Origin of the sequence: Streptomyces sp. NBC_00322 (genome assembly GCF_036147535.1) — a bacterium.
Lineage (GTDB): Bacteria > Actinomycetota > Actinomycetes > Streptomycetales > Streptomycetaceae > Streptomyces.
The window spans coordinates 5,653,322-5,677,728 of record NZ_CP108019.1 but is presented as its reverse complement, the minus strand read 5'-3'; the positions used below and the strand labels follow the sequence as shown (position 1 = coordinate 5,677,728).

Sequence of the window (24,407 nt, the reverse complement as noted above, 5' to 3'; positions counted from 1 at the left end):
ATTCGACTTTAGCTCGGTACAGCCACGGGCTCGGCGGCGGCCTCCTCGTCCTCGGCACCCCGGCCCGCCAGACGCTCGCGCCAGTTCGTCAGGATCGCCGCGTCCGTCGGCCTGGTCGCCAGCGAGACGATCACATACGCCGCGAGCGACAGGAGCAGGCCGTAGTAGATGGGCTCGTTGGCGAGGATCCCGTACGAGGCCATCAGACCGATGACCGCGACGCCGCCGACGATCACCGAGGCCAGTGCGCCGTACACCGTCCCGCGCTTCCACAGCAGGCCGCCGAGGATCGGCACGAGCAGTCCGCCGACGAGCAGGTTGTAGGCGACGGTGAGCGCCTCGACGACGTTGTTCAGCGCGATGGCGGTACAGATGACGCCGACGCCCATGATCAGGATGAAGACGCGGTTGCCCTTGACCTCGTCGTGGTCGCCGCCGCCCCGGGAGGCGAGACCGCGCAGCCGCGACCAGATGTCGTTGTTGGCGACGGTCGCGCAGGCGATCAGCGCTCCGGAGGACGTCGACATGACGGCGGCGAGGGCCGCGGCGAGCACCAGACCGCGCACCCCCATGGGCAGTTCGTCCTTGACGATGGTCGCGAAGGCGTCGTCGGCGTTGGACAGCTTCGGGTAGAGGACCCTGGCGGCGGTGCCGATGACGGCGCCGGCGAGAGCGTAGACGAGGCAGTACGTACCGGCGACGGTGCCGCCGTGGCGCGCGACCCTGTCGCTGCGGGCGGTGAACACCCGCTGCCAGATGTCCTGGCCGATCAGCATGCCGAAGGTGTAGATCAGGACGTACGTGAAGATCGTCTCGCCGCCGATGCCCAGCGGGTCGAAGTACTCCGTCGGCAGCGCGGCCTTCATCGCCCCGAAGCCGCCGGCCTTGACGACCGCGATGGGCAGCAGGAGCAGCAGCACACCGACCGTCTTCACGACGAACTGCACCATGTCGGTGAGGGTGATCGACCACATGCCGCCGAGGGTGGAGTACGCGACGACGATCGAGCCGCCGAGGATGATCGCGAAGGTCCGGTTCATGTCGAAGAGGACGTCGAAGATCGTGGCGTAGGCGATGGTCGAGGTGACCGCGAGCATCAGGGTGTAGGCCCACATCACGACGCCCGAGATGAGACCGGCCTTGCCGCCGTAGCGCAGGTCGAGCATCTCGGAGACGGTGTAGACCTTCAGCCGGGCGATGCGCGCGGAGAAGAAGATGGACAGGGCCAGCAGGCCGAGGCCGATGGCGAAGACCATCCAGGCGCCGGAGAGGCCGTACTTGTAACCGAGGCCCACGCCGCCGATGGTGGAGGCGCCGCCGAGGACGATGGCTGCCATGGTGCCGGAGTACATGCCGGGCCCGAGGCGGCGGCCCGCGACCAGGAATTCGCTCTTGGACTTGGCGCGCCGCATGCCCCACCAGCCCATGCCGAGCATGCCGGCCAGGTAGACGACGATTACTGCATAGTCGACAGCCATCGGCTTTCCTTCCGTCTCGTCCCCCGGGTCCTCAGGTCTTGTGCGATGACGGTAGGTGGCTGGAATGCAGCGCTGAAGTGTACGTTTTATCCATTCTTCACGCCGCCGATGGATGGACTGTCCATGCCGGAGACCGCAGCAGCCCCACCGACCCCGCCGATCCCACTCGTCGCACTGCTGGCCCGCGAGGATCTCGGTCTGCGCCAGATCGCCGGGCCGGTGGAGGCGGGCGCGGCGGTACACATGGTGCACACCTCCGAGATGGCGGATCCCTATCCCTATCTGCTCGGCGGTGAGCTGCTGCTGAGCGCGGGGGTACTGCTGAAGGACCCGGACCGGTATGTCTCGCGCATCGTTCAGGCGGGGGCGACGGCGCTCGGATTCGGGCTCGCGCCGGTGTACGACACGGTGCCGACCGGCCTGATCGAGGCGTGCGACCGGCATGGGCTGCCGCTGCTCGAGGTGCCGCCGCAGACGACCTTCACGGCGGTGGCTCGGGCGGTGTGGCGGCTGATGGCAGAGGCCCGCCACCGGGAACTGCGCCGGGTCACCCAGGCCCAGCAGGGCCTCGCCGCGGCGGCGGCCCGCCCGGACCCGGTCCCGGCGGTCCTGCACCAGCTGGCGGTACGGCTGGAGGGCTGGGCCGTCCTGCTGGGCCCGGAGGGCATGGAACTGTCGTCGTCGGGCCGCGCGCCGTCACCCGAGGCCAGGGCGGGGGTGATCCGGCTGGCGCGGGTGGTGAGCCCGGGCACGGGTCAGTCGCCGCGCCCGACTCCCGCATCGGCGACGGACACGGTGTCGCCGCCACCGGCATCGGAGCCCGGGGCCGCCGGATCCGCAGGGCCCGGGAGCACCGCCCCGACCGCCGTCTCCCACCTGTCCGCGTACGCCCTCGGCGGCAGCCGGGGCCTCGTCCTCGGGCTCGCGGCGCCCGCCCGCGAGGCGGGGGACCACACGGTCGCCGGGGTCGCCGTCGTCCTGCTCTCGCTGCTCACAGCCCCGCACCAGGGCGCCGACGCCGCGGGCCGCAGCGCCGCCCTCGTACGCATGCTGCTCGGCGCGAGCCCTGCCGAGACCGCCCCACTGCTGGGACCGGGGCCCTGGACGGTGGTCCATGGGCAGGGCGGCGACGACAGCCCCTTCGCGGCGACGGCACTGGGCGCGGCGTTCGGCAGCGCGCTGGTCGATCCGGACGCGGACGGCTGCGTACGGGTCCTGCTCCCCGCCGAGCGCGAGGTCGGCGCACAGCCCGGCTGGACGCTGGGCGTGAGCGCGCCCGCGCTCCCCGAGGAGCTGGCCGCGGCCGACGCGCAGGCAGCCAGGGCGGTGCGCCGCGCCACGGCCACCCGCAAGGCCCTGGTCCGCCACCGGGATACCGCCCCCGTCTCGCTCGACGAGGCCCGCCACCGCCTCGCGCCCCTCGCGGACTCCCCCGCCCTCGTCGAGACGCTGCGCACCTGGCTCTCCCTGCACGGCAGTTGGGACCGCACGGCGGCGGCGATGGAGATCCACCGCAACACGGTCCGCCAGCGCATCGCCCGATGCCAGACGCTCCTCGACGAGGACCTGGACGACGCGGACGTACGGATGGAGCTGTGGTTCGCGCTGCGGCACGGCTGAGTGACCGGCGTTCGGGGGGCGGACGGTTCTGGCGGGAGCCCACCAATGCCGGTCTCGAAAGCTGTCGCCACAACCTCAAGTCCCAGGAGGAGAAGGCGTGTTGGAATCGAGACATGACCACCACCGCCGGTTCCACGCGCCCGTCCGCCGATGAGCCCTCGCGCCGCCTGCGCGCCGAGATCGAGCGTCTGCGCGACGAGGCGACGCGGCAGCGGCAACTCGCCAACCAGCGGGCGGAGTTCTGGACGAAGGCCCACATCGCGCTGGGTTTCCCCGGGGCTCTGCTCGCTGCCATTTCGGGTGCCGCCGGGTTGGCGACGGCAGACGCACGCGTCCCCGCGGCGCTGATCGCCCTGGCCTCCGCCGGATTCGCGGCCGGGGCGGGCTTCCTGCGGAGCGATGCCAGGCGCATCGCCAACAAGCGCGCCCGCGGGGCATGGGCCGACCTGGAGGGCAGGGCCGGCCTGAAGCTGGCGCACGAGCAGCTGACCCCCGAGGACCTGCGCGAGCTGCTGGAATGCCGCCAGGCCGCGCTGGCGGCGTACGAGGGCGAAGCCTCTCAGCCGGGCCGGGCGGCCGCCTGACGCCCGCCCTGGGGGACAGCGCAGCGTGCTCATCATCACTCTGGACAGCACATGCGACTGCCGGGTAACTTAGTACTGAGCAAGCGCTTAGACATCTGCCCAGCACCCCGAAGGAGGCGTCGACCGTGCGCCGCACCGTTTACAACGAGGACCACGAGGCGTTCCGCGAGACGATCCGCGCCTTCATCGAGGCCGAGGTCACCCCCGTCTACGACGAGTGGTACGCGGCAGGCCAGGCGCCCCGCGACTTCTACTACAAGCTCGGCGAGCTGGGCGTCTTCGGCATCGAGGTGCCTGAGGAGTTCGGCGGCGCGGGTCTTGAGACCTTCAAGTTCGAGGCCGTCATAGCCGAGGAGTGCGCCCGCGCGGGCGTGTCCTTCGGCGGCAGCGGCGTGCACGTGATGCTCTGCCTGCCCTACCTCAAGGCATACGCCACGGACGAGCAGAAGAAGCGCTGGCTGCCGGACTTCGTCACCGGCCAGACCATGTACGCGATCGCCATGACCGAGCCCGGCACCGGCTCGGACCTCGCGGGCATGAAGACCACCGCCAAGCTCTCCGAGGACGGCACGCACTACATCCTCAACGGCGCCAAGACCTTCATCACCGGCGGCGTGCACGCGGACCGCGTGATCGTCTGCGCCCGTACCGACGCCCCCAGCGCCGAGGACCGCCGCCACGGCATCTCCCTCTTCGTCGTCGACACCAAGTCCGAGGGCTACACCGTCGGCCGCAAGCTCGACAAGCTGGGCCTGAAGGTCTCCGACACCGCCGAGCTGTCCTTCGTCGACGTCAAGGTCCCGGTCGAAGACCTGCTCGGCGAAGAGAACAAGGGCTTCTACTACCTGGGCCAGAACCTGCCGCAGGAGCGTCTCGGCATCGCCGTCGGCGCCTACGCCCAGGCCAAGGCCGCCGTCCGGTTCGCCCAGCAGTACGTGGAGGAGCGCACCGTCTTCGGCAAGACCGTCGCCTCCTTCCAGAACACCAAGTTCGAGCTGGCCGCCTGCAAGGCCGAGGTCGACGCGGCCGAGGCCGTCGTGGACCGCGCGATGGACGCCATCGACGAGGGCGAGCTGTCCGCCGCCGAGGCCGCGTCCGCGAAGCTGTTCTGCACCGAGGTCGCGCACCGCGTCATCGACAAGTGCCTCCAGCTGCACGGCGGCTACGGCTACATGAACGAGTACCCGATCGCCCGCCTCTACGCCGACAACCGCGTCAACCGCATCTACGGCGGCACCAGCGAGGTCATGAAGTCGATCATCGCCAAGGACATGGGCCTGTAAGGCAGTTGGCTTCTCAACTACCTTCTCCTCATGAGCGAAGCACTTGACGAACTGCTCGATCTGCTCGACCTGGAGCAGATCGAGCAGGACATCTTCCGGGGACGGTCCCGCTCGGCGATCGTCCCCCGCGTCTTCGGCGGACAGGTCGCGGCCCAGGCGCTCGTCGCCGCGGGCCGCACCGTCCCCGACGACCGCACGGCCCACTCCCTGCACGCGTACTTCCTGCGCATGGGCGACCCCGGCGTGCCGATCGTCTATACGGTCGACCGCATCCGCGACGGCCGCTCCTTCACCACCCGCCGGGTCGTCGCCGTCCAGCACGGGCAGCCGATCTTCCACCTCTCGGCGTCCTTCCAGACGTACGAGGAAGGCCTCGAACACCAGGCGCCGATGCCGCCCGCACCCGCCCCGGAGACCCTGCCGACGGCGGCGGAGATCCTGCCCAGGTACGCGAAGGACTTCGTCGACCCAGGCACCGTGGACCGCCTGCTGCAGGCGCGCGCCGCTATCGATCTGCGCTATGTCGACGAACCGCCGTACGGCACCGTGGGCCAGGCGCGCGAGCCGCGCTCGCAGGTGTGGTTCCGGGCCAACGGCAAGCTCGCCGACGATCCGCTGCTGCACGTCTGCCTGGCCACCTACGTCTCCGACATGACGCTGCTCGACTCGGTGCTGCTCGCGCACGGCCGCGGCGGCTGGGCGGTCGGCGACGTGGTGGGCGCGTCGCTCGACCACGCGATGTGGTTCCACCGCCCCTTCAGGGCGGACGAATGGCTGCTCTACGACCAGGAGTCCCCGTCGGCATCCGGCGGCCGGGGTCTGGGGCAGGCCCGGATCTACACCCAGGACGGCCGGCTGGCGATCTCCGTCATCCAGGAAGGCGTCGTTCGCGTCCCCCGCGGTTGAGGGCGGTCAGGCGGCAGGCACGTGCGCGGTGAAGGCGACCCGCGAGGTGTCCCCGTCCAGCTCCAGGCTGAGGGCCGCGTCCAGGGCACGTGCCAGCCGGGCGAGCAGGGGCAGCGTGGGCATGGTTCCGCCCAGCTCCAGCTTGGAGATCTGCGGCTGGGTCATGCCGGCCCGCTTGGCGAGCTCGGTCTGGGACATGCCGAGTTCGGTACGCCGGTCGTAGACGGCCTGCCCGAGGTAAAGAGCCATCCGGATCTCCTCGCGCATCCTTTCCACTTCGGGGCCCTCGCTGATCCCCTCGGCGATCTGCTTGTTGCGGGCGAGCTTCCATCGCGCGTGACTGGTCATCTGGAGCTCCCTACGTCCGTAGCGTCGAACGTATGGCTAACCCCGCATATGGAGGTATCGATCGCGAGCGAAGTCCACCGTCCGGGTGACTCCCGGAACCCGTACTGACGCCCGCCCTCAGGCCCGGGACGTCAGCCCCGCCGCGTCCAGCAGATACGCCGTCATCGGGTCGTAGAAGCGCGGGTCCGTGACGTGGTCGTCCAGCGGCACGGCCACCTGGAGCGTGCCCTCCGCCTCGCCGATGAAGAGCGCGGGGTCGTTGCAGTCGGCGTATCCGACGGAGTCCAGGCCGCGCTGTCCCGCGCAGCCCGCCCAGCCGTGGTCGGCCACCACCAGGTCGGGCTGCGGTCTGCCCTCGCGCTCCAGGCCGTCCAGGATCGCGGCCATGGGCGCCGGGGAGTGTGTGTGCCACAGGGTCGCGCCGCGCTCCAGCATCGCGACGTCCGCGAACTGGAAGACCATGCCCTCGTCGGCCATGAGACCGCCCGGAATCCGTACGATCTCGCACCCGGCGGCCCGCAGCGCGTCGGCCGTCTGCCGGTGCACGTCGAGGAGACCACCGGGATGGCCGGTCGCGAACAGCACCCGCTCCTGACCGGCGGCCGCCTTGCGCAACCGCGCCGCGAGCCGCTCCAGGGCGTCGACGGTCAGTTCCGGGTCGATGGTGTCCTGTCCGGTCCGGTGCTCGGGATCGTCGTTGACCCCGCACCGCTCGGCCATGACCGCGAGCACGTCCTGCTCGTCGGTCCAGCGGTCCCCGAGCTCGAGACCCAGCCAGAAGTGACGGTCGCCGTTGGCGAGCTTGCGGTAGTGGGAGAGGTTGTTGTCGCGGGGTGTGGCGACATCTCCGGCGATACGTGTGCGGACGAGGTGGTCGACAAGGGCGGCACGGCTGGGTATCGGCATGCGCCCATTGTGCCGTCAGGCGCACACGGCGTGCCGGGCGTCCCGAACGCTGGACGTGCCGATCGCGTCACTCACAGGCGCGGCCGCCCCTCGGGAGCGGCCGCCCGGCCGGAAGTTCAGGCGTGCGTCACCCGTGGTTCGCCCAGAACAGGACGCCCATGACGACGAGGAGCCCGAACGCGAACACCGCCCCGACACCGGGATTTCTGCGCTGCCCGGCAGACCTGCCGAGCAGGCCCAGGGCGGCGATCCATCCCGCGGAGTAGATGATCCAGGCGACAGTCGATGCGGACGAGGCATCGCCCTTCTGGAACAGGGCCCAGGACACGGCGACGAACATCGCGGGCGCGGCCCACAGGTTCCGCTCGATCGTTTCCCGGCGGTCGGGCCTGATGTGTTCTGACATGAAACCCCCGTTGTCGACAAGGCTGGTCAGGCCTCGCTGCGCCGGTCGTGGCGCAGATTGGGACTGTACATGTGCCCTTCGCGTACGCCAGGGCGCCTCAGGCGCCGTCCGCCGCGGCCGCGAAGGCCCCGCGGGCCAGGCGGTGGAGCAGGTCCGCCGTCGCGTCACGGCCCGGGCGGGCGTCCGGGCGGCCGAGGTGCGGAGTGGAGTTGAGCAGGCCGAAGACCGCGTGGACCGCTGCCCGGGCGTCCGCCTCGGCGAGCGCCGGGTACATCGCGCAGACCGCCTCGACCCACAGTTCCACGTACTGCCGCTGAAGCTGCCGCACCAGCTTGCGGTCGCTCTCCCGCAGGCGGTCCAGCTCCCGGTCGTGCAGGGTGATGAGTGGGCGGTCGTCGAGCGCGAAGTCGATGTGCCCGTCGATGAGTGCGGCGAGCAGCACCTCGGGGTCGGCGGCGGACTCCTCGACCCGCAGCCGGCCGCCGCTCAGCAGCCGTTCGCTGATGCCCACGAGCAGCTCGGCGAGCATCGCGTCCTTGCCCGCGAAGTGGCGGTAGAGACCCGGCCCGCTGATGCCGACGGCAGCTCCTATCTCGTCGACACCGACCCCGTGGAAGCCGCGCTCGGCGAAGAGGCGCGCGGCCTCCTTGAGGATCTGCTCGCGGCGCGTCGGGGCCGCCGTCCTGGTGCTCATGGGAATTCATTCTAGACAGGGCTGTTAGCGCTCGTTAACCTAGAGGAAACACGTTAACGCTCATTAACCGAGCAAGGGAGCTCGAGCGATGCAGCAGGCACCCGTGCTGGCGAGCGCGGCAGACCCCGCCTCCCCGGCCTGGCAGGCCAATGAGGCGGCGCACCAGGAGCTGGCCGACGCCCTGCGCGCCAAGCTCGCCGCCGCGCGTCTCGGCGGAGGTGAGAAGGCCCGCGCACGCCACACCGCGCGCGGAAAGCTGCTGCCGCGCGACCGGGTGGACACCCTCCTGGACCCCGGCTCCCCCTTTCTGGAGCTCGCTCCCCTCGCCGCCGAGGGGATGTACGAGGGGCAGGCACCGGCCGCCGGAGTGATCGCCGGGATCGGGCGGGTCAGCGGCCGCGAGGTGGTCGTCGTCGCCAATGACGCCACCGTCAAGGGCGGCACGTACTACCCGATGACCGTCAAGAAGCATCTGCGCGCCCAGGAGGTGGCCCTGGAGAACCGGCTGCCCTGCGTCTATCTCGTCGACTCCGGCGGCGCCTTCCTGCCGATGCAGGACGAGGTCTTCCCCGACCGCGAGCACTTCGGACGGATCTTCTACAACCAGGCACGGATGTCCGGCGCGGGCATCCCCCAGATCGCTGCCGTCCTCGGCTCCTGCACGGCGGGCGGGGCGTATGTGCCCGCCATGAGCGACGAGGCCGTGATCGTCCGCAACCAGGGCACGATCTTCCTCGGCGGCCCGCCGCTGGTGAAGGCCGCGACCGGCGAGGTCGTCACGGCCGAGGAGCTCGGCGGCGGCGAGGTCCACTCCCGTATCTCCGGCGTCACCGACCATCTCGCCGAGGACGACGCGCACGCGCTGCGGATCGTACGGAACATCGTCGCGACGCTGCCCGAGCGCGGCCCCCTTCCCTGGTCGGTCGAGTCGGCGGAGGAGCCGAAGGTCGACCCGGCCGGTCTGTACGGCGCGGTGCCGGTGGACTCCCGCACCCCCTATGACGTACGGGAAGTGATCGCCCGGATCACCGACGCGTCCCGGTTCCAGGAGTTCAAGTCCGAGTTCGGGCAGACCCTGATCACCGGCTTCGCCCGGATCCACGGCCACCCGGTCGGCATCGTCGCCAACAACGGCATCCTGTTCTCCGAATCCGCCCAGAAGGGCGCCCACTTCATCGAACTGTGCGACCAGCGCGGCATCCCCCTGCTCTTCCTGCAGAACATCTCGGGCTTCATGGTCGGCAAGGACTACGAGGCGGGCGGCATCGCCAAGCACGGCGCGAAGATGGTCACGGCCGTGGCATGCACGCGCGTGCCGAAGCTGACCGTCGTCATCGGCGGTTCCTACGGCGCGGGAAACTACTCGATGTGCGGCCGTGCCTATTCGCCGCGCTTCCTGTGGATGTGGCCCAACGCCAAGATCTCGGTGATGGGCGGCGAGCAGGCTGCCTCCGTGCTGGCGACCGTGAAACGGGACCAGTTGGAGGGGCGCGGCGAGGCGTGGCCCGCCGACGCGGAGGAAGCCTTCAAGGCGCCGATCCGGGCCCAGTACGAATCCCAGGGCAATGCCTACTACGCGACGGCCCGGCTCTGGGACGACGGCGTGATCGACCCCCTGGAGACCCGCCAGGTGCTCGGCCTCGCGCTCACCGCCTGCGCCAACGCCCCGTTGACCGACCCCGCCTTCGGCGTCTTCCGGATGTGAGACGGACCATGACGATGTTCAGCACAGTCCTTGTCGCCAACCGAGGCGAGATCGCGGTGCGCGTCATCCGTACGCTGCGCGCGATGGGCATCCGCTCGGTCGCCGTCTTCAGCGACGCGGACGCGGACGCCCGGCATGTACGGGAGGCGGACACCGCGGTCCGCATCGGCCCGCCGGCCGCCGCCGAGAGCTACCTCTGTGTGGAGCGCCTGCTCGAAGCCGCGGCCCGCACGGGCGCGGAGGCGGTCCACCCCGGCTACGGCTTCCTCGCGGAGAACGCGGGCTTCGCGCAGGCCTGCGCCGACGCCGGTCTTGCCTTCATCGGGCCGCCCGCATCGGCGATCTCGCTGATGGGCGACAAGATCCGAGCGAAGGAGACGGTGCGGTCGGCGGGCGTCCCGGTGGTTCCGGGCTCGTCGGGATCCGGCCTGAGCGACGACCAACTGGCCGACGCCGCCCGGGAGATCGGCATGCCCGTGCTGCTGAAGCCCTCGGCGGGCGGCGGCGGCAAGGGCATGCGGCTCACGCACGTGGAGTCGGCACTCCTCGACGAAATCGCGGCGGCCAGGCGCGAGGCGCGGGCCTCCTTCGGCGACGACACCCTGCTCGTGGAGCGCTGGATCGACCGGCCCCGGCACATCGAGATCCAGGTCCTCGCGGACGGGCACGGGAACGTGGTGCACCTCGGCGAGCGCGAGTGCTCGCTGCAGCGCCGCCACCAGAAGATCATCGAAGAGGCGCCGAGCGTCCTGCTGGACGAGAAGACCCGTGCGTCGATGGGCGCCGCCGCCGTGGAGGCGGCCCTCTCCTGCGGCTATGTGGGCGCGGGCACGGTGGAGTTCATCGTCCCGGGCAGCGACCCGTCCTCGTACTACTTCATGGAGATGAACACCCGCCTCCAGGTCGAGCACCCGGTGACGGAGCTGGCTGTGTCGATTGCGGGGGGCGGCCTGGACCTGGTGGAGTGGCAGCTCCGCGTCGCGGCGGGCGAGCAACTGCCCTTCGTCCAGGACGACATCACCCTCACGGGCCACGCGATCGAGGCCCGTATCTGCGCGGAAGACCCCTCCCGGGGCTTCCTGCCCTCCGGCGGTACGGTTCTGGCCCTGCACGAGCCGCAGGGCGACGGCGTGCGCACCGACTCCGGTCTCACGCAGGGCGCGGAGGTCTCCAGCCTGTACGACCCGATGCTGTCCAAGGTCATCGCGTACGGCCCCGACCGCGCGACCGCCCTGCGCAAGCTGCGTGCGGCCCTCGCGGACACGGTCACCCTCGGAGTCCCGACGAACGCGGGCTTCCTGCGGCGTTTGCTCGCCCACCCGGCCGTGGTGTCGGGCGACTTGGACACCGGCCTGGTGGAACGGGACGCGGACAGCCTGGTCGTGGACGGGGTCCCGGAGGAGGTGTACGCGGCGGCGGCGCTGGTGGCCCAACAGGACCTCCCCCCTGCCGGTGGCTGGACGGACCCCTTCGGCGTCCAGAACGGCTGGCGCCTGGGCGGCGTACCGGCCTGGACGGTCCACCACTTCCGCGTGCCGGGCCAGGATCCGGTGGCGATTCGCGTACGCGGCACAACGACGGACGCGGAACTCCTGCCCGGTGCGGGGGAAATCCGGCGCACCCGGCTCGTCCACGCCGCCGCAGGCCACGTCACCGTCGAACTCGACGGCACGACCCACACCTTCGCCCACGCCCCCTCCCCGGAGGGGACCTGGCTCGGCCGGGACGGCGAGTCGTGGCACGTCCAGGACCACGACCCCGTCGAGGCGTCCCTCAGCGGCGCCGCGCACGCGGGCGCCGACACCCTCGCCGCGCCCATGCCCGGCACCGTCACCGTCGTCAAGGTCGCCGTCGGGGACGAGGTCGAGGCGGGTCAGGGCCTCCTCGTCGTCGAGGCGATGAAGATGGAGCACGTCATCTCCGCCCCGCACGCCGGCACCGTCACCGAGCTGGACGTCACGCCCGGCTCGACCGTCGCCATGGACCAGATCCTGGCGGTCGTCACCCCGAGGGAGGAAGCATGACCGACGGGCTGCCCATGGCTGTTCCCGCACAGGATCTGCCGCCCCGCGTCCGGATCCACGAGGTCGGGGCGCGTGACGGCCTGCAGAACGAGAAGACGGTCGTCCCCACCGAGGTCAAGGCGGAGTTCATCCACCGGCTCGCCGACGCGGGCCTGACCACGATCGAGGCGACCAGCTTCGTCCACCCCAAGTGGGTGCCCCAACTCGCCGACGCCGAGCAGCTGTTCCCCCTCGTCGGCGACATCGAGGGGGTCGCCCTGCCCGTTCTCGTACCGAACGAGCGCGGTCTTGAGCGGGCCGCCGCCCTCGGTGCGCGCCGTATCGCCGTGTTCGGGTCCGCGACCGAGACCTTCGCGCAGCGCAATCTCAACCGCAGCGTCGACGAGTCGCTGGCCATGTTCGAGCCGGTCGTCGCCAAGGCCCGAGCCGACAGGATCCATGTCCGCGGCTATCTGTCCATGTGCTTCGGCGACCCGTGGGAGGGGCCCGTCCCCGTCCACCAGGTCGTCCGCGTCGCCAAGCAGCTCATGGACCTCGGCTGCGACGAGCTGAGCCTGGGCGACACCATCGGCGTGGCGACGCCCGGCCATGTGCTGGCCCTGCTCGCCGCCCTGAACGAACACCGCGTGCCGACCGATGCCATCGGCGTGCACTTCCACGACACGTACGGCCAGGCACTCGCCAACACCCTCGCCGCTCTCCAGCACGGCGTGAGAACCGTGGACGCCTCCGCGGGCGGCCTCGGCGGCTGCCCGTACGCGAAGAGCGCGACCGGAAACCTCGCCACCGAAGACCTCGTGTGGATGCTCCAAGGCCTCGGCATCGAAACCGGGGTCGACCTCGGCCGCCTCACCGCCACCAGCGTGTGGATGGCCGAACAGCTGGGCCGACCGAGCCCCTCCCGCACCGTCCGTGCCCTCTCCCACAAGGAGTGACTCCCCCATGTCCCTGGACCACCGGCTCACCCCCGAGCACGAGGAACTCCGCCGCACGGTGGAGCAGTTCGCTCATGACGTGATAGCGCCGAAGATCGGCGACTTCTACGAGCGCCACGAGTTCCCGTACGAGATCGTCCGCGAGATGGGCCGCATGGGCCTGTTCGGACTGCCCTTCCCCGAGGAGTACGGCGGCATGGGCGGCGACTATCTCGCCCTCGGCATCGCCCTGGAGGAGCTGGCCCGCGTCGACTCCTCCGTCGCGATCACCCTCGAAGCTGGTGTCTCGCTCGGCGCGATGCCCGTGTACCGCTTCGGCACCGAGGAGCAGAAGCGGCAGTGGCTGCCGCAGCTGTGCTCCGGCGAGATGCTCGGCGCCTTCGGCCTGACCGAGCCGGGCGCGGGCTCGGACGCCGGCGGCACGAGGACCACGGCCGTCCGCGACGGTGACGAGTGGGTGATCAACGGCTCGAAGTGCTTCATCACCAACTCCGGTACGGACATCACGGGCCTCGTCACGGTCACCGCGGTCACCGGCCGCACGCCCGAGGGCAAGCCGCTGATCTCCTCGATCATCGTCCCCTCCGGCACTCCCGGCTTCACCGTCGCCGCCCCGTACTCCAAGGTCGGGTGGAACGCCTCGGACACCCGTGAGCTGTCCTTCGACGACGTCCGCGTGCCGCTGGCCAATCTGCTGGGCGAGGAGGGCCGCGGCTACGCCCAGTTCCTGCGCATTCTCGACGAGGGCCGGATCGCCATCTCCGCGCTGGCGACGGGACTCGCGCAGGGCTGTGTCGACGAGTCCGTGAAGTACGCCATGGAGCGCCACGCGTTCGGGCGGCCGATCGGCGCCAACCAGGCCATCCAGTTCAAGATCGCGGACATGGAGATGCGGGCGCACATGGCCCGGGTCGGCTGGCGCGACGCGGCCTCGCGGCTGGTCCAGGGCGAGCCGTTCAAGAAGGAGGCGGCGCTCGCCAAGCTGTACTCCTCCACGGTCGCGGTGGACAACGCGCGTGAGGCCACCCAGATCCACGGCGGCTACGGCTTCATGAACGAGTATCCGGTGGCCCGGATGTGGCGCGACTCCAAGATCCTTGAGATCGGCGAGGGCACGAGCGAGGTACAACGGATGCTGATCGCCCGGGAGTTGGGGCTTACGGGCTGACCCAGTCGGCCCGGGGGGCGGGCTCGGGTCGGGACGCCCACTGGACAGTAGCTGAGGTTAGGCTAACCTACCTTCGAACTGCCCAGTGGCCGACCCGGCACGTACGAAAGCGGACATCATCATGCCCAACGCCCGCCCTTCCCATCTCACCCGTCGAGGCCTGCTCGCCGCGGGCAGCGCCCTCGGTCTCGGCGCGGCGCTGGCCGCCTGCGGCAGCGACGACAAAAAGGGCGGCACCAACAAGGCCGCCGAGCAGCCGGGCCCCTGGTCCTTCACCGACGACCGCGGCAAGAACGTCCAGTTGAAGGCGGTCCCGAAGAACATCGTCGCCTTCACCGGCACCGCCGCGGCCCTCTACGACTACGGTGTCGAGGTCAAGGGCGTGTTCGGCCCGACCACGACCAAGGACAACAAGCCCGACGTCCAGGCAGGCGACCTCGATGTCACCAAGGTCAAGGTCATCGGCAATGTCTACGGTGAGTTCAAGATCGAGCAGTACGCGGCACTGAACCCCGAGCTGCTCATCACCAACATGTGGGCCAAGGACGACCCGTGGTACGTCCCGCCGCAGTCCAAGGACAAGATCATGAAGCTGGCCCCCAGCGTTCTGCTGTGGGCGGCCGAGACCACGATGCAGAAGGCGCTGGAGCGCCACGCCGAACTCGCCGCGTCGCTCGGCGGTGACGTCAAGGGCAAGAAGGCGGCCGACGCCAAGGCCCGCTTCGAGAAGGCCGCGGCCCGCCTGCGCGCCGCCGCCAAGGCCAAGCCGGACCTCAAGGTACTCATCGGCTCCGGCAGCCCGGAGCTCTTCTACGTCTCCGTGCCGAAGATGTCCGCCGACACCCTGTACTTCCAGGAGCTGGGCGTGAAGTTCGTCGAGCCGAAGCCGAACGCGCAGGGCTTCTTCGAAGAGCTCAGCTGGGAGAACGCCGGCAAGTACGGCGCCGACGTCATCATCCTGGACAACCGCACCGGGACCCTCCAGCCCGACGCCCTCAAGAGCAAGCCGACCTGGACCCAGCTGCCCGCCGTCAAGGCCGGACAGGTCGTCCCGCGTGTCACCGAGCCGATCTACTCCTACGACAAGTGCGCGCCGATCCTCGAAGACCTGGCCAAGGCCATCGAGACCGCGAAGAAGGTCGCCTGACCATGACGACGACGGCCCAGCTCGCCCCGTTCCGCTTCTTCGACCTGAAGGTTGTACGGACCAGGCGGCTCGGCCCGTCCATGGTCCGCGTGACCTTCGGGGGCGAGGACATGAAGGCCTTCGCCGCCGGAGGCCGCGACCAGAGCCTCTCCCTCTTCCTGCCGCATCCCGGCCAGGAGGCTCCCGTCGTGCCGGTGCCCGAGGACGGGGACCTCTACGCCACGCTCGGCGCGTGGCGGGCGATGCCCGAAGACGTACGCGCCGTGATGCGCTCCTACACGGTGCGGGAGCAGCGGCTCCAACCCGCCGAGGTCGACATCGACTTCGCCGTCCACGCCGACGGCGGACCCGCCTGCCGCTGGGCCCTGAAGGCCGCGCCCGGTCACCGGGTGACGGTGCTCGGCCCGGCCGTCGCCGACAACACCGCCGTGCGCTGCCGTCCGCCCGAGGACACCGACTGGGTGCTGATCTGGGCCGACGAGACCGCGCTGCCCGCCGCCGCGGCGATCTTGGAGTGGCTGCCCGCCGGAATGCGGGCCCGGGTCTGGCTTGAGGTGCAGCACACCGAGGACCGCCAGGACGTGAGGACCGAGGCGGACGCCCATGTCACCTGGCTCGTACGGGAAGAGGGCGCACCCTCGGCCCTGGAGGCGGTCAGCCGGGCGGAGTTGCCCGAGGGCACGGGGTACGCCTGGATCGCGGGCGAATCGGGCAGCGTGAAGGCGCTGCGCCGCCATCTGGTGCGCGAGCGTGAACTCGACCGCCGGCGCGTCACGTTCGTGGGCTACTGGCGGCGCGGCGTGAGCGAGGACGGCCTGCGCGAACAGGCCGAAGCAGGCGTGCCGGACGAAGCCGCGAGCGAGGCCGACTGCATGTGAACAACGGCATAACAGCCGTGCCCCGAGGGGGCGAGGGACCGCTGGCACGGTAAGTTAGGTTAGGCTAACCTTACTTCAGCATTCCTCGCCCCCCTCGCTTGTCCGGAGGACATCGCATGCGCTCGCATCTGCTCAATGACGTGACGGCGGAGAGCTATCGGCGCTCCGTGACCGAAGGAGTCGAGCGGGTGGCGCACCGACTCGCCACCACCCGGAAGCCGTTCACCGGCGTGACCGCCGACGAACTCGCTCCGGTGATCTCCGCCGTCGACCTCGACCGGCCGCTGGGCGACGCCTCCGCCGCCCTCGACGAGCTGGAGACCGTCTACCTGCGCGACGCGGTCTACTTCCACCACCCCCGCTACCTCGGCCACCTCAACTGCCCGGTCGTCATCCCGGCCGTGCTCGGCGAGGCGGTGCTCTCCGCGGTCAACTCCTCGCTCGACACCTGGGACCAGAGCGCGGGCGGCACCCTCATCGAACGGCGCCTCATCGACTGGACCGCGCAGCGGATCGGCCTCGGAGCCGCCGCCGACGGCGTGTTCACCAGCGGCGGCACACAGTCCAACCTCCAGGCGCTGCTGCTCGCCCGCGAGGAGGCCAAAACAACGGACCTGGCAAAGCTGCGTATCTTCACCTCGGAGTGCAGCCACTTCAGCGTGCAGAAGTCGGCGACGCTGCTGGGCCTCGGCCACGAGGCCGTCGTGTCCATCCCCGTCGACCGCGACAAGCGGATGCAGACCCTCGCTCTCGCCGCCGAGCTGGCACGCTGCACCCGTGACGGTCTGGTCCCCATGGCCGTCGTCGCGACCGCGGGCACCACCGACTTCGGCTCCATCGACCCGCTGCCCGAGATCGCCGAGCTGGTTGAGCAGCACGGCACCTGGATGCATGTGGACGCGGCGTACGGCTGCGGACTGCTGGCCTCACCCACCCGCCGCCATCTCCTCGACGGCATCGAGCACGCCGACTCGGTGACCGTGGACTACCACAAGTCCTTCTTCCAGCCGGTGAGTTCATCCGCGGTGCTGGTCCGGGACGGAGCCACGCTCGGCCATGCCACGTACCACGCGGACTACCTCAACCCGCGGCTCGAACTGGACATGGGGGCACCTCCCGCGCCCGAAGGGCTGCGGGGGAGGATCCCGAATCAGGTGGACAAGTCCCTGCAGACCACCCGCCGTTTCGACGCGCTGAAGCTGTGGATGACGCTGCGCGTGATGGGCGCGGACGGCGTCGGACAGCTCTTCGACGAGGTCTGCGACCTGGCCGCGGCGGGCTGGGAGCTGCTGGCCGCCGATCCGCGCTACGACGTGGTCGTGCAGCCGCAGCTGTCGACGCTGGTCTACCGCTACATCCCGAAGTACGCCTCCGGCCCCACCGAGATCGACCGGGCCAACCTGTATGCCCGCAAGGCGCTGTTCGCGTCCGGCGAGGCCGTGGTGGCCGGTACGAAGGTCGGCGGCCGCCAGTACCTGAAGTTCACCCTGCTCAATCCCGAGACGACGACCGAAGACATCGCCGCCGTACTCGATCTGATCGCCGGCCACGCCGAGCAGTACCTGGGAGAGAATCTTGTCAACGCCTCGTGAGCCCCTGGATTTCATCGGTATCGGGCTCGGGCCCTTCAATCTCGGACTGGCCTGCCTGACCGAGCCGATCGGTGAGCTGAACGGCCTCTTCCTGGAGTCCAAGCCGGACTTCGAGTGGCACTCCGGCATGTTCCTGGAGGGCGCCCACCTCCAGACGCCGTTCATGTCGGACCTGGTCACCCTCGCCGACCCCACCTCCCCCTACTCCTTCCTCAACTATCTGAAGGAATCGGGGCGGCTGTACTCCTTCTACATCCGCGAGAACTTCTATCCGCTGCGGACCGAGTACAACGACTACTGCCGCTGGGCCGCGGCCAAACTGAGCTCCATCCGGTTCAGCACCACGGTGACCCGGGTCGAGTACGAGAACGAGCTGTACGTCGTCCACACCGAGGGCGGCGAACAGTTCCGCGCCCGGCGCCTCGTCCTGGGCACCGGCACCCCGCCGTACATCCCCGAGCCCTGCCGGGGACTGGACGGCGACCTTCTGCACAACTCGCGCTACCTCGACCACAAGGAGGCGCTGCAGCAGAAGGAGTCGATCACCCTCGTCGGCAGCGGCCAGAGCGCGGCGGAGATCTATTACGACCTGCTGTCCGAGATCGACGTACACGGCTACCGGCTCAACTGGGTCACGCGCTCCCCGCGGTTCTTCCCGCTGGAGTACACCAAGCTGACGCTGGAGATGACCTCGCCGGAGTACATCGACTACTTCCACGCGCTGCCCGAGGCCACCCGCTACCGCCTCGAATCACAGCAGAAGGGCCTCTTCAAGGGCATCGACGGCGATCTCATCAACGAGATCTTCGACCTGCTCTACCAGAAGAACCTCAAGGGCCCGGTCCCGACCAGGCTGCTCACCAACTCCTCGCTCCAGAGCGCGCGGTACGAGAGCGGGGCGTACACGCTCGGACTGCGCCAGGAGGAGCAGGGCAAGGACTTCGAGCTGCAGACCTCGGGCCTGATCCTGGCCACCGGCTACAAGTACGCCGAGCCCGAATTCCTGAAGCCCATCGCCGACCGTATCCGCCGTGACGGTCAGGGCCGCTTCGACGTCGCCCGCAACTACGCCATCGACACGGCGGGTCACGAGATCTTCCTGCAGAACGCGGGGGTGCACACGCACTCCATCACCTCGCCCGACCTGGGCATGGGCGCGTACCGCAACGCCTACATCATCGGAGAGCTGCTGGGATCCGAGTACTACGCCGTCGAAAAGTCCATCGCGTTCCAGGAGTTCGCCGCATGACGTTCACCGTCCGCCCCCTCGATCCCTTCGCCGACGCCGAGCTGGTGCACGGGTGGGTCACCCACCCCAAGGCCGCGTTCTGGCTGATGCAGGACGCGAAACTGCACGACGTCGAGCGCGAGTACATGGCCATATCGGCCCATGAGCACCACCACGCCTTCATCGGACTGAAGGACGGCGAGCCCGTCTTCCTGATGGAGCGCTACGACCCGGCGCACGTCGAACTCGTCGGGCTGTACGACGCCCGGCCGGGCGACGTCGGCATGCACTTCCTGGTCGCGCCGACCGATACGCCCGTGCACGGCTTCACCCGCGGCGTGATCACCGCGGTGATGGAGACGCTGTTCGCGGACGAGGCCACCACGCGTGTGGTCGTCGAGCCGGACGTGCGCAACAAGGCCGTGCACGCGCTCAACGAGGCCGTCGGCTTCGAGATCGTCGGGAAGATCGAGAAGCCGGAGAAGGACGCGTACTTGAGCATCTGTCCCCGGGAGCAGTTCATGGCCGCGCGAGGAGCGATCCGATGAGCCTCACCGACGCCGTATCGCATCTGACGCCCGAGCTGTGGGAGCAGGCCAACCGGCTCCTCGTACGCAAGGCACTGGCGGAGTTCTCGCACGAGCGGCTGCTGGTCCCCGAGTCGCTGGGTGACGACCGCTACCGGGTCCTCAGTGACGACGCCGCGAGCGAATACCGCTTCACCGCAGGCCGGTTCGCGCTCGACCACTGGCAGGTCCACGCCGACTCCATCACCCGCAACCGGGAGGGCGAGAAGCAGCCCCTGGACGCGCTGGACTTCTTCATCGAACTGCGCGGCTCGCTGGGCCTGAGCGAGGAGATCCTGCCGGTCTATCTGGAGGAGATCTCCTCGACCCTCTCCGGCACGGCGTACAAACTGACCAAGAAGCCCGTCACCTCCGCCGAGCTCGCCACGGCCGGCTTCCAGGCCATCGAGACGGGCATGACCGAGGGCCACCCCTGCTTCGTGGCCAACAACGGCCGGCTCGGCTTCGGGGTCCACGAATACCTCTCGTACGCCCCCGAGACGGCCGGCGATATCCGCCTCGTCTGGCTCGCCGCCCGGCGGGATGTCGCCACCTTCACGGCAGGCGCCGGACTCGACTACGAGTCGCTGGTCCAGGGCGAACTCGGCGAAGCGGCGCTCGCCCGCTTCGGCGGGCAGCTCAGCGCCCTCGGACTCGACATCGCCGACTACTTCCTGCTGCCCGTCCACCCCTGGCAGTGGTGGAACAAACTGTCCGTCACCTTCGCCGCCGAGGTCGCCCAGCAGCGGCTCGTGTGCCTGGGCGCGGGCGACGACGACTATCTCGCGCAGCAGTCGATCCGCACCTTCTTCAATAAGAGCGCTCCGGCGAAGCACTACGTCAAAACCGCGCTGTCCGTCCTGAACATGGGCTTCATGCGGGGCCTTTCGGCCGCGTACATGGAGGCGACACCGGCGATCAACGACTGGCTCGCGGGCCTGATCGACAGCGACGACGTACTGAAGGCGGCGCGCTTCTCGATCATCCGGGAGCGGGCGGCGATCGGATACCACCACCGCCAGTACGAGCAGGCGACCGACCGTTACTCGCCGTACCGCAAGATGCTCGCCGCGCTGTGGCGCGAGAGCCCGGTGCCGTCACTGCGGGCGGGTGAGCGGCCGGCGACCATGGCGTCGCTGCTCCATGTCGACCACGAGGGCGCGTCGTTCGCGGGCGCGCTGATCGACGAGTCGGGGCTCGCCCCGGCGGAGTGGCTGCGGCGGTATCTGGGCGCGTATCTGACGCCGGTGCTGCACAGTTTCTACGCGTACGACCTGGTCTTCATGCCGCACGGCGAGAACGTCATCCTCGTCATCGGCGAGGACGGCACGGTCCAGCGGGCGATCTTCAAGGACATCGCCGAGGAGATCGCGGTGATGGACGCGGACGCGGTACTGCCGCCGGCCGTCGAACGGATCCGCGCGGACGTCCCCGACGACATGAAGCTGCTGTCCGTCTTCACGGACGTCTTCGACTGCTTCTTCCGCTTCCTGGGGGCCACGCTGGTCGCGGAGGAGCGGCTGGACGAGGAGACGTTCTGGCGGACGGTCGCGGAGTGCGTGCTGGCCTACCAGGAGTCGGTGCCGCATCTGGCGGACAAGTTCCGGGAGTACGACATGTTCGCGGACGAGTTCGCTCTCTCGTGCCTCAACCGGCTCCAGTTGCGCAACAACAAGCAGATGGTGGACCTGGCGGACCCGGTGGGGGCGCTGCAGCTGGTCGGCGCGCTGGAGAACCCGATCGCGCGGTTCTCCCACTGAACGGGCGGACGCGCCGGTGAATACGGTCCCTCACCGGCGCGCCCGTCTCTCTTCCGTGGTCAGCCAGAACGCCAGGGCACCTGCGGGCTGCGGTAGAAGTCGATGCCCAGCGCCTCCATCCGCGGTCCCTGCGCCGCCAGCCGCACCCGGTATGCCTCCCAGTCGTGCGTGGACGCCGCCGACCAGCCCAGCTCCGCGACCCCCACCACCCTCGGGAACGCCATGAACTCGATGTGGTCACTCGTCGAGATCGTCTCCGACCACAGAGGTGCCTCGACCCCCGCCACCGCCGACGCCGGCGCGCCCGGCAGATACCCGCCCGGATCCCAGTCGTACGCCCTGCGCACCTCGACGAAGCCCGCCCAGTCCAGCCCCAGCGGGGTGTCCTTGTTGTACTTCATGTCGAGGTAGATCCGGTCGGCGGGCGACAGGATCAGCCCGGTGCCGTTCCGCGCGGCCCTCGCGACCTGCGCCTTCTCCTCGGCGCTGGTGTCGTCCAGACCCCAGTACTGCGCGAGCGCGCCCTTCGCGGGCGTGGCGCCGGTCAGCTGGTGCCAACCGACCACCGTCTTCCCGTACTTGGCGACGATCGGCTGCACCTTGTCCATGAACGCCACATAGTCCGCATGGCTGGTGGAGTGCGCCTCGTCGCCGCCGATGTGGAGGTACTTGCCGGGCGTCAGCGCGGCGAGCTCGCGCAGCACGTCGTCCACGAAGTCGTACGTCAGGGCCTTCGGCACACAGAGCGAGCTGAAGCCGACGTCCGTACCGGTGTAGAGGGGCGGTGCGACGCCGTTGCAGTTCAGCTGGGCGTACGAGGCGAGCGCGGCGTTCGTGTGGCCCGGCATGTCGATCTCCGGGACGACCTCCAGATAGCGGGAGGCGGCGTAGCCGAGGATCTCCTTGTACTGGGCCTTGGTGTAGTAGCCGCCCGGCCCGCCGCCGACCTGGGTCGAGCCGCCGTAGGTGGCCAGACGCGGCCAGGAGTCGATGGCGATCCGCCAGCCCTGGTCGTCCGAGAGATGCAGATGCAGCTTGTTGATCTTGTAGAGGGCGAGCTGGTCGATATAGAGCTTGACCTGGTCGACGGTGAAGAAGTGCCGGGAGACGTCGAGCATCGCGCCCCGGTAGGCATAGCGCGGGGTGTCGGTGACAGTGCCGCCCGCGACCTGCCACGGGCCACGCTGGCGGGCGTCCTTCTCCACGGCCGCGGGCAGCAGTTGGCGCAGTGTCTGCACGGCGTGGAAGAGGCCGGCGGGCTTGCGGGCGGTGAGGGTGAGCCCGGCGGGCGAGGACTGGAGCCGGTAGCCCTCGTCGCCGAGGGCGCGTTCGTCGGCGCTCAGCCGCAGCCGGATGCCGCCGGGGGCGGGGCCGTCGGTGAGGGGCAGCGCGTATCCGGTGGACGGCCGCAGAACCCCGGCGAGATACGTGCCGATCTGCTGCGCCTCGCGGGAGTGCTGGTCGACCCGGATCCGGGTCCAGGGGGTGAGCGTGTACGGAGCGCCGCCCGGGCTCACGGACGCGGGCGCGGGGACGATCTGCCCCAGCGGCCGCGGGGTGGACGCGGACGGGTCGGGCACCGACCGGTCGGGCGCGGGTCCGGCGCCGATGGCGGCGATGCCCGCGGCGGCGACAAGCAGCAGCGAGCCGAACAGACGGGGTAACGCTCTGGGCTGTCTCACAGGCTGGGTCCCTTCGACGGGCGTCGCAACTGTGCTGCTGAGCAACTGAACGGCAGTCATCATGCGTACCGTGCACCCCAGTTGAGGTCAAGGTGTAGACCACTTCCTCGCCCCAACTCGCCCCGGGCGAACCCCCGTACCCCACCCTCCGATGCGAGAATCGCGGACATGGCGGCCGTGCCATCCCGGGGGACAACCCCCGGACCCCCGGGCGAGAACCCCGCGAGCGTGACCCCGGCCAACTCGCCCCGGGCGAACCCCCGCACCCACCCCCCGATGCGAGAATCGCGGACATGGCGGAAATCATCCAGAAGGACGGCACCTGGACCTTCGACGGGGACACGGTGCGCATCGTGCCCGGCAGCGACAAGAGCGTCAGTCTGCTGCGCAAGACCCTCGGGGAAGTCGCCGTACCCCTGACCGCGCTCGCCGGGATCTCCTTCGAGCCCGGCAAGAAGTCCGGACGCCTCCGGCTGCGGCTGCGCAACGGCGCCGACCCGCTATTGCAGATCACCGGCGGCAAGCTGGAGGACAGCTCCGACCCCTACCGGCTCACCGTCGAGAACGACCGCACCGGCGTCGCCGAGTACTTCGTCGACGAGGTCCGCAACGCCCTGCTGCTCGACCAGGTGCAGACCGGCCCCGTCGACGCCTATCTCCTGCCGGGCCCCGCCCTGCCCATCACCGTCGGCGCGGGCGACGGCACCGCCACCTTCGACGGTGAGCGGATCCGGCTGGAGTGGAACTGGAAGACCGAGGAGTCCAAGTCATCCGGCGGTGCCCGCAGCGTCGCCCTGGAGGACGTGGAGGCGGTGGAGTGGCTGCCCTCGGCCGGTCTGGAGAACGGCTACCTCCGGTTCCGGGTGAACAAGGCCGGCTCCCCACCCCCACCGAAGTACGACCCGTACGCCGTGGAGCTGTGGGGCTTCCGCAAGGATCCCCTGATGGCGCTGGTCGGGGCGGCCGTAACGGCACGGATGCCGCATCCGTACGCACCGCAGGCCGCCGTGCCGCCCCCCGCGCCCAGCAGCGACGAGCATGACGCGCTGCTGCGCCGGCTGCGGGAGCTGGGCGAGCTGCATCAGGCCGGGATACTGACGGAAGAGGAGTTCACCACCGCAAAACGGGCGGTTCTCAAGCACCTCTGAGTGAGATGTGCCCGCAATCGGGCAGGATTCTTGCAATCGCGACAGGTGACCCCGCAATATCTACGGGTGCTCGAACGCCGCCCATCGTCCCACGACGATCTCATCGACCATCTGGTGCGCAGCACCGCGCTCCAGCGCGGTGAGGCAGCCCGGGTGGTGCTCGACGTGCTGGCGTACTTCGACGAGAGGACCGAGGAATTCGTCCGCCGCCGCCACCGCGAGCTGCAATCCGGTGGCCTGGCGAACACGGAGATCTTCGAGCGCATCGCGGCCGAGCTGCCGTACCGCGCCGTGGCGCCGCCGGAGCTCTCGCTCCGCCAGCTGCGCCGCATCGTGTACGGCTGACCGG

At 69.9% G+C, this 24,407-nt stretch carries 22 protein-coding genes; 16 read left to right on the top strand and 6 right to left on the bottom strand.

All coding sequences use genetic code 11. The annotated features are described in order from the left end of the window. Positions 1 to 8 precede the first annotated feature (8 nt). Positions 9 to 1,478 (bottom strand): sodium:solute symporter, encoded by a 1,470-nt coding sequence (locus OG905_RS26045; protein WP_328677721.1) that lies wholly within the window; start codon positions 1,476 to 1,478, stop codon positions 9 to 11. A gap of 123 nt (positions 1,479 to 1,601) precedes the next feature. Between OG905_RS26045 and OG905_RS26040 the strand changes: the two genes are divergently transcribed. The 4 genes from OG905_RS26040 (at position 1,602) to tesB (ending at position 5,871) form a co-directional block, all read left to right on the top strand. Beyond that, positions 1,602 to 3,098, top strand: a complete 1,497-nt coding sequence (locus OG905_RS26040; RefSeq protein ID WP_328677719.1) for a PucR family transcriptional regulator — start codon at positions 1,602 to 1,604, stop codon at positions 3,096 to 3,098. A gap of 113 nt (positions 3,099 to 3,211) precedes the next feature. Beyond that, the gene (locus OG905_RS26035) at positions 3,212 to 3,682 is read left to right on the top strand and encodes a hypothetical protein (RefSeq protein ID WP_328677716.1); all 471 of its coding nucleotides are present in this window, start codon (positions 3,212 to 3,214) and stop codon (positions 3,680 to 3,682) included. A 125-nt stretch (positions 3,683 to 3,807) separates the two neighbouring features. Continuing rightward, entirely contained in the window at positions 3,808 to 4,965 is a 1,158-nt protein-coding gene (locus tag OG905_RS26030) for an acyl-CoA dehydrogenase family protein (protein ID WP_328677714.1), read from the top strand. A gap of 30 nt (positions 4,966 to 4,995) precedes the next feature. Then, complete coding sequence (gene tesB, locus OG905_RS26025) at positions 4,996 to 5,871, top strand: acyl-CoA thioesterase II (RefSeq protein ID WP_328677712.1); 876 nt, start codon at positions 4,996 to 4,998, stop codon at positions 5,869 to 5,871. A gap of 6 nt (positions 5,872 to 5,877) precedes the next feature. Here tesB and OG905_RS26020 read toward each other — a convergent pair whose 3' ends face one another. The 4 genes from OG905_RS26020 to OG905_RS26005 all read right to left on the bottom strand — a co-directional run bounded on the left by OG905_RS26020 (position 5,878) and on the right by OG905_RS26005 (position 8,225). Continuing rightward, positions 5,878 to 6,219: a helix-turn-helix domain-containing protein gene (locus OG905_RS26020; protein ID WP_328677710.1), complete on the bottom strand. Its 342-nt coding sequence runs from the start codon at positions 6,217 to 6,219 to the stop codon at positions 5,878 to 5,880. Between the two features lie 117 nt (positions 6,220 to 6,336). Then, on the bottom strand, positions 6,337 to 7,125 hold the full coding sequence (locus OG905_RS26015; RefSeq protein WP_328677708.1) for a phosphatase: 789 nt from the start codon (positions 7,123 to 7,125) through the stop codon (positions 6,337 to 6,339). Between the two features lie 127 nt (positions 7,126 to 7,252). Beyond that, positions 7,253 to 7,531: a hypothetical protein gene (locus tag OG905_RS26010; RefSeq protein WP_328677706.1), complete on the bottom strand. Its 279-nt coding sequence runs from the start codon at positions 7,529 to 7,531 to the stop codon at positions 7,253 to 7,255. Positions 7,532 to 7,628: 97 nt separating this feature from the next. Further along, on the bottom strand, positions 7,629 to 8,225 hold the full coding sequence (locus OG905_RS26005; protein ID WP_328677704.1) for an SACE_7040 family transcriptional regulator: 597 nt from the start codon (positions 8,223 to 8,225) through the stop codon (positions 7,629 to 7,631). Between the two features lie 88 nt (positions 8,226 to 8,313). On the opposite strand from OG905_RS26005, the gene OG905_RS26000 reads away from it, so the two are divergent. From OG905_RS26000 to OG905_RS25955, 10 genes are all read left to right on the top strand, one after another. After that, positions 8,314 to 9,930, top strand: coding sequence for a carboxyl transferase domain-containing protein (locus OG905_RS26000; RefSeq protein ID WP_328677702.1), 1,617 nt, complete (start codon positions 8,314 to 8,316; stop codon positions 9,928 to 9,930). 14 nt (positions 9,931 to 9,944) lie between these two features. Beyond that, entirely contained in the window at positions 9,945 to 11,954 is a 2,010-nt protein-coding gene (locus tag OG905_RS25995) for an ATP-binding protein (RefSeq protein WP_328677701.1), read from the top strand. Next, entirely contained in the window at positions 11,951 to 12,889 is a 939-nt protein-coding gene (locus tag OG905_RS25990) for a hydroxymethylglutaryl-CoA lyase (RefSeq protein WP_328677700.1), read from the top strand. The genes OG905_RS25995 and OG905_RS25990 overlap by 4 nt, the downstream gene beginning before the upstream one ends. Before the next feature lie 7 nt (positions 12,890 to 12,896). Then, positions 12,897 to 14,057, top strand: coding sequence for an acyl-CoA dehydrogenase family protein (locus OG905_RS25985; protein WP_328677698.1), 1,161 nt, complete (start codon positions 12,897 to 12,899; stop codon positions 14,055 to 14,057). A 121-nt stretch (positions 14,058 to 14,178) separates the two neighbouring features. Next, positions 14,179 to 15,204: an ABC transporter substrate-binding protein gene (locus OG905_RS25980; protein ID WP_328677696.1), complete on the top strand. Its 1,026-nt coding sequence runs from the start codon at positions 14,179 to 14,181 to the stop codon at positions 15,202 to 15,204. Between the two features lie 2 nt (positions 15,205 to 15,206). Beyond that, positions 15,207 to 16,082 (top strand): siderophore-interacting protein, encoded by an 876-nt coding sequence (locus tag OG905_RS25975; RefSeq protein WP_328677694.1) that lies wholly within the window; start codon positions 15,207 to 15,209, stop codon positions 16,080 to 16,082. A gap of 116 nt (positions 16,083 to 16,198) precedes the next feature. After that, positions 16,199 to 17,674: a pyridoxal phosphate-dependent decarboxylase family protein gene (locus OG905_RS25970; protein ID WP_328677692.1), complete on the top strand. Its 1,476-nt coding sequence runs from the start codon at positions 16,199 to 16,201 to the stop codon at positions 17,672 to 17,674. Next, positions 17,658 to 18,923 carry a lysine N(6)-hydroxylase/L-ornithine N(5)-oxygenase family protein gene (locus tag OG905_RS25965; RefSeq protein WP_328677689.1) on the top strand — a complete coding sequence of 422 codons (1,266 nt, stop codon included), beginning with the start codon at positions 17,658 to 17,660 and terminating at the stop codon, positions 18,921 to 18,923. Before OG905_RS25970 ends, OG905_RS25965 begins: the two co-directional genes overlap by 17 nt. After that, positions 18,920 to 19,450, top strand: coding sequence for a GNAT family N-acetyltransferase (locus tag OG905_RS25960; protein WP_328677686.1), 531 nt, complete (start codon positions 18,920 to 18,922; stop codon positions 19,448 to 19,450). Before OG905_RS25965 ends, OG905_RS25960 begins: the two co-directional genes overlap by 4 nt. Beyond that, complete coding sequence (locus OG905_RS25955) at positions 19,447 to 21,228, top strand: IucA/IucC family protein (protein ID WP_328677685.1); 1,782 nt, start codon at positions 19,447 to 19,449, stop codon at positions 21,226 to 21,228. The genes OG905_RS25960 and OG905_RS25955 overlap by 4 nt, the downstream gene beginning before the upstream one ends. A 59-nt stretch (positions 21,229 to 21,287) precedes the next feature. Here OG905_RS25955 and OG905_RS25950 read toward each other — a convergent pair whose 3' ends face one another. Next, positions 21,288 to 22,910: a beta-N-acetylhexosaminidase gene (locus OG905_RS25950; protein ID WP_328677683.1), complete on the bottom strand. Its 1,623-nt coding sequence runs from the start codon at positions 22,908 to 22,910 to the stop codon at positions 21,288 to 21,290. A 293-nt stretch (positions 22,911 to 23,203) separates the two neighbouring features. Between OG905_RS25950 and OG905_RS25945 the strand changes: the two genes are divergently transcribed. Together OG905_RS25945 and OG905_RS25940 are read left to right on the top strand one after the other, a co-directional pair. Continuing rightward, positions 23,204 to 24,058, top strand: coding sequence for a DUF4429 domain-containing protein (locus OG905_RS25945; RefSeq protein ID WP_328677680.1), 855 nt, complete (start codon positions 23,204 to 23,206; stop codon positions 24,056 to 24,058). 66 nt (positions 24,059 to 24,124) lie between these two features. Next, positions 24,125 to 24,403 carry a hypothetical protein gene (locus OG905_RS25940; protein WP_266478803.1) on the top strand — a complete coding sequence of 93 codons (279 nt, stop codon included), beginning with the start codon at positions 24,125 to 24,127 and terminating at the stop codon, positions 24,401 to 24,403. Positions 24,404 to 24,407: the final 4 nt, after the last annotated feature.

Excerpts from the sequence above, each read along its gene's own strand:
- OG905_RS26045 (WP_328677721.1), bottom strand. The coding sequence starts at position 1,478 with ATGGCTGTCGACTATGCAGTAATCGTCGTCTACCTGGCCGGCATGCTC.
- OG905_RS26040 (WP_328677719.1), top strand. The coding sequence starts at position 1,602 with ATGCCGGAGACCGCAGCAGCCCCACCGACCCCGCCGATCCCACTCGTC.
- OG905_RS26035 (WP_328677716.1), top strand. The coding sequence starts at position 3,212 with ATGACCACCACCGCCGGTTCCACGCGCCCGTCCGCCGATGAGCCCTCG.
- tesB (WP_328677712.1), top strand. The coding sequence starts at position 4,996 with ATGAGCGAAGCACTTGACGAACTGCTCGATCTGCTCGACCTGGAGCAG.
- OG905_RS26020 (WP_328677710.1), bottom strand. The coding sequence starts at position 6,219 with ATGACCAGTCACGCGCGATGGAAGCTCGCCCGCAACAAGCAGATCGCC.
- OG905_RS26015 (WP_328677708.1), bottom strand. The coding sequence starts at position 7,125 with ATGCCGATACCCAGCCGTGCCGCCCTTGTCGACCACCTCGTCCGCACA.
- OG905_RS26010 (WP_328677706.1), bottom strand. The coding sequence starts at position 7,531 with ATGTCAGAACACATCAGGCCCGACCGCCGGGAAACGATCGAGCGGAAC.
- OG905_RS26005 (WP_328677704.1), bottom strand. The coding sequence starts at position 8,225 with ATGAGCACCAGGACGGCGGCCCCGACGCGCCGCGAGCAGATCCTCAAG.
- OG905_RS26000 (WP_328677702.1), top strand. The coding sequence starts at position 8,314 with ATGCAGCAGGCACCCGTGCTGGCGAGCGCGGCAGACCCCGCCTCCCCG.
- OG905_RS25995 (WP_328677701.1), top strand. The coding sequence starts at position 9,945 with ATGTTCAGCACAGTCCTTGTCGCCAACCGAGGCGAGATCGCGGTGCGC.
- OG905_RS25990 (WP_328677700.1), top strand. The coding sequence starts at position 11,951 with ATGACCGACGGGCTGCCCATGGCTGTTCCCGCACAGGATCTGCCGCCC.
- OG905_RS25985 (WP_328677698.1), top strand. The coding sequence starts at position 12,897 with ATGTCCCTGGACCACCGGCTCACCCCCGAGCACGAGGAACTCCGCCGC.
- OG905_RS25980 (WP_328677696.1), top strand. The coding sequence starts at position 14,179 with ATGCCCAACGCCCGCCCTTCCCATCTCACCCGTCGAGGCCTGCTCGCC.
- OG905_RS25975 (WP_328677694.1), top strand. The coding sequence starts at position 15,207 with ATGACGACGACGGCCCAGCTCGCCCCGTTCCGCTTCTTCGACCTGAAG.
- OG905_RS25970 (WP_328677692.1), top strand. The coding sequence starts at position 16,199 with ATGCGCTCGCATCTGCTCAATGACGTGACGGCGGAGAGCTATCGGCGC.
- OG905_RS25960 (WP_328677686.1), top strand. The coding sequence starts at position 18,920 with ATGACGTTCACCGTCCGCCCCCTCGATCCCTTCGCCGACGCCGAGCTG.
- OG905_RS25955 (WP_328677685.1), top strand. The coding sequence starts at position 19,447 with ATGAGCCTCACCGACGCCGTATCGCATCTGACGCCCGAGCTGTGGGAG.
- OG905_RS25945 (WP_328677680.1), top strand. The coding sequence starts at position 23,204 with ATGGCGGAAATCATCCAGAAGGACGGCACCTGGACCTTCGACGGGGAC.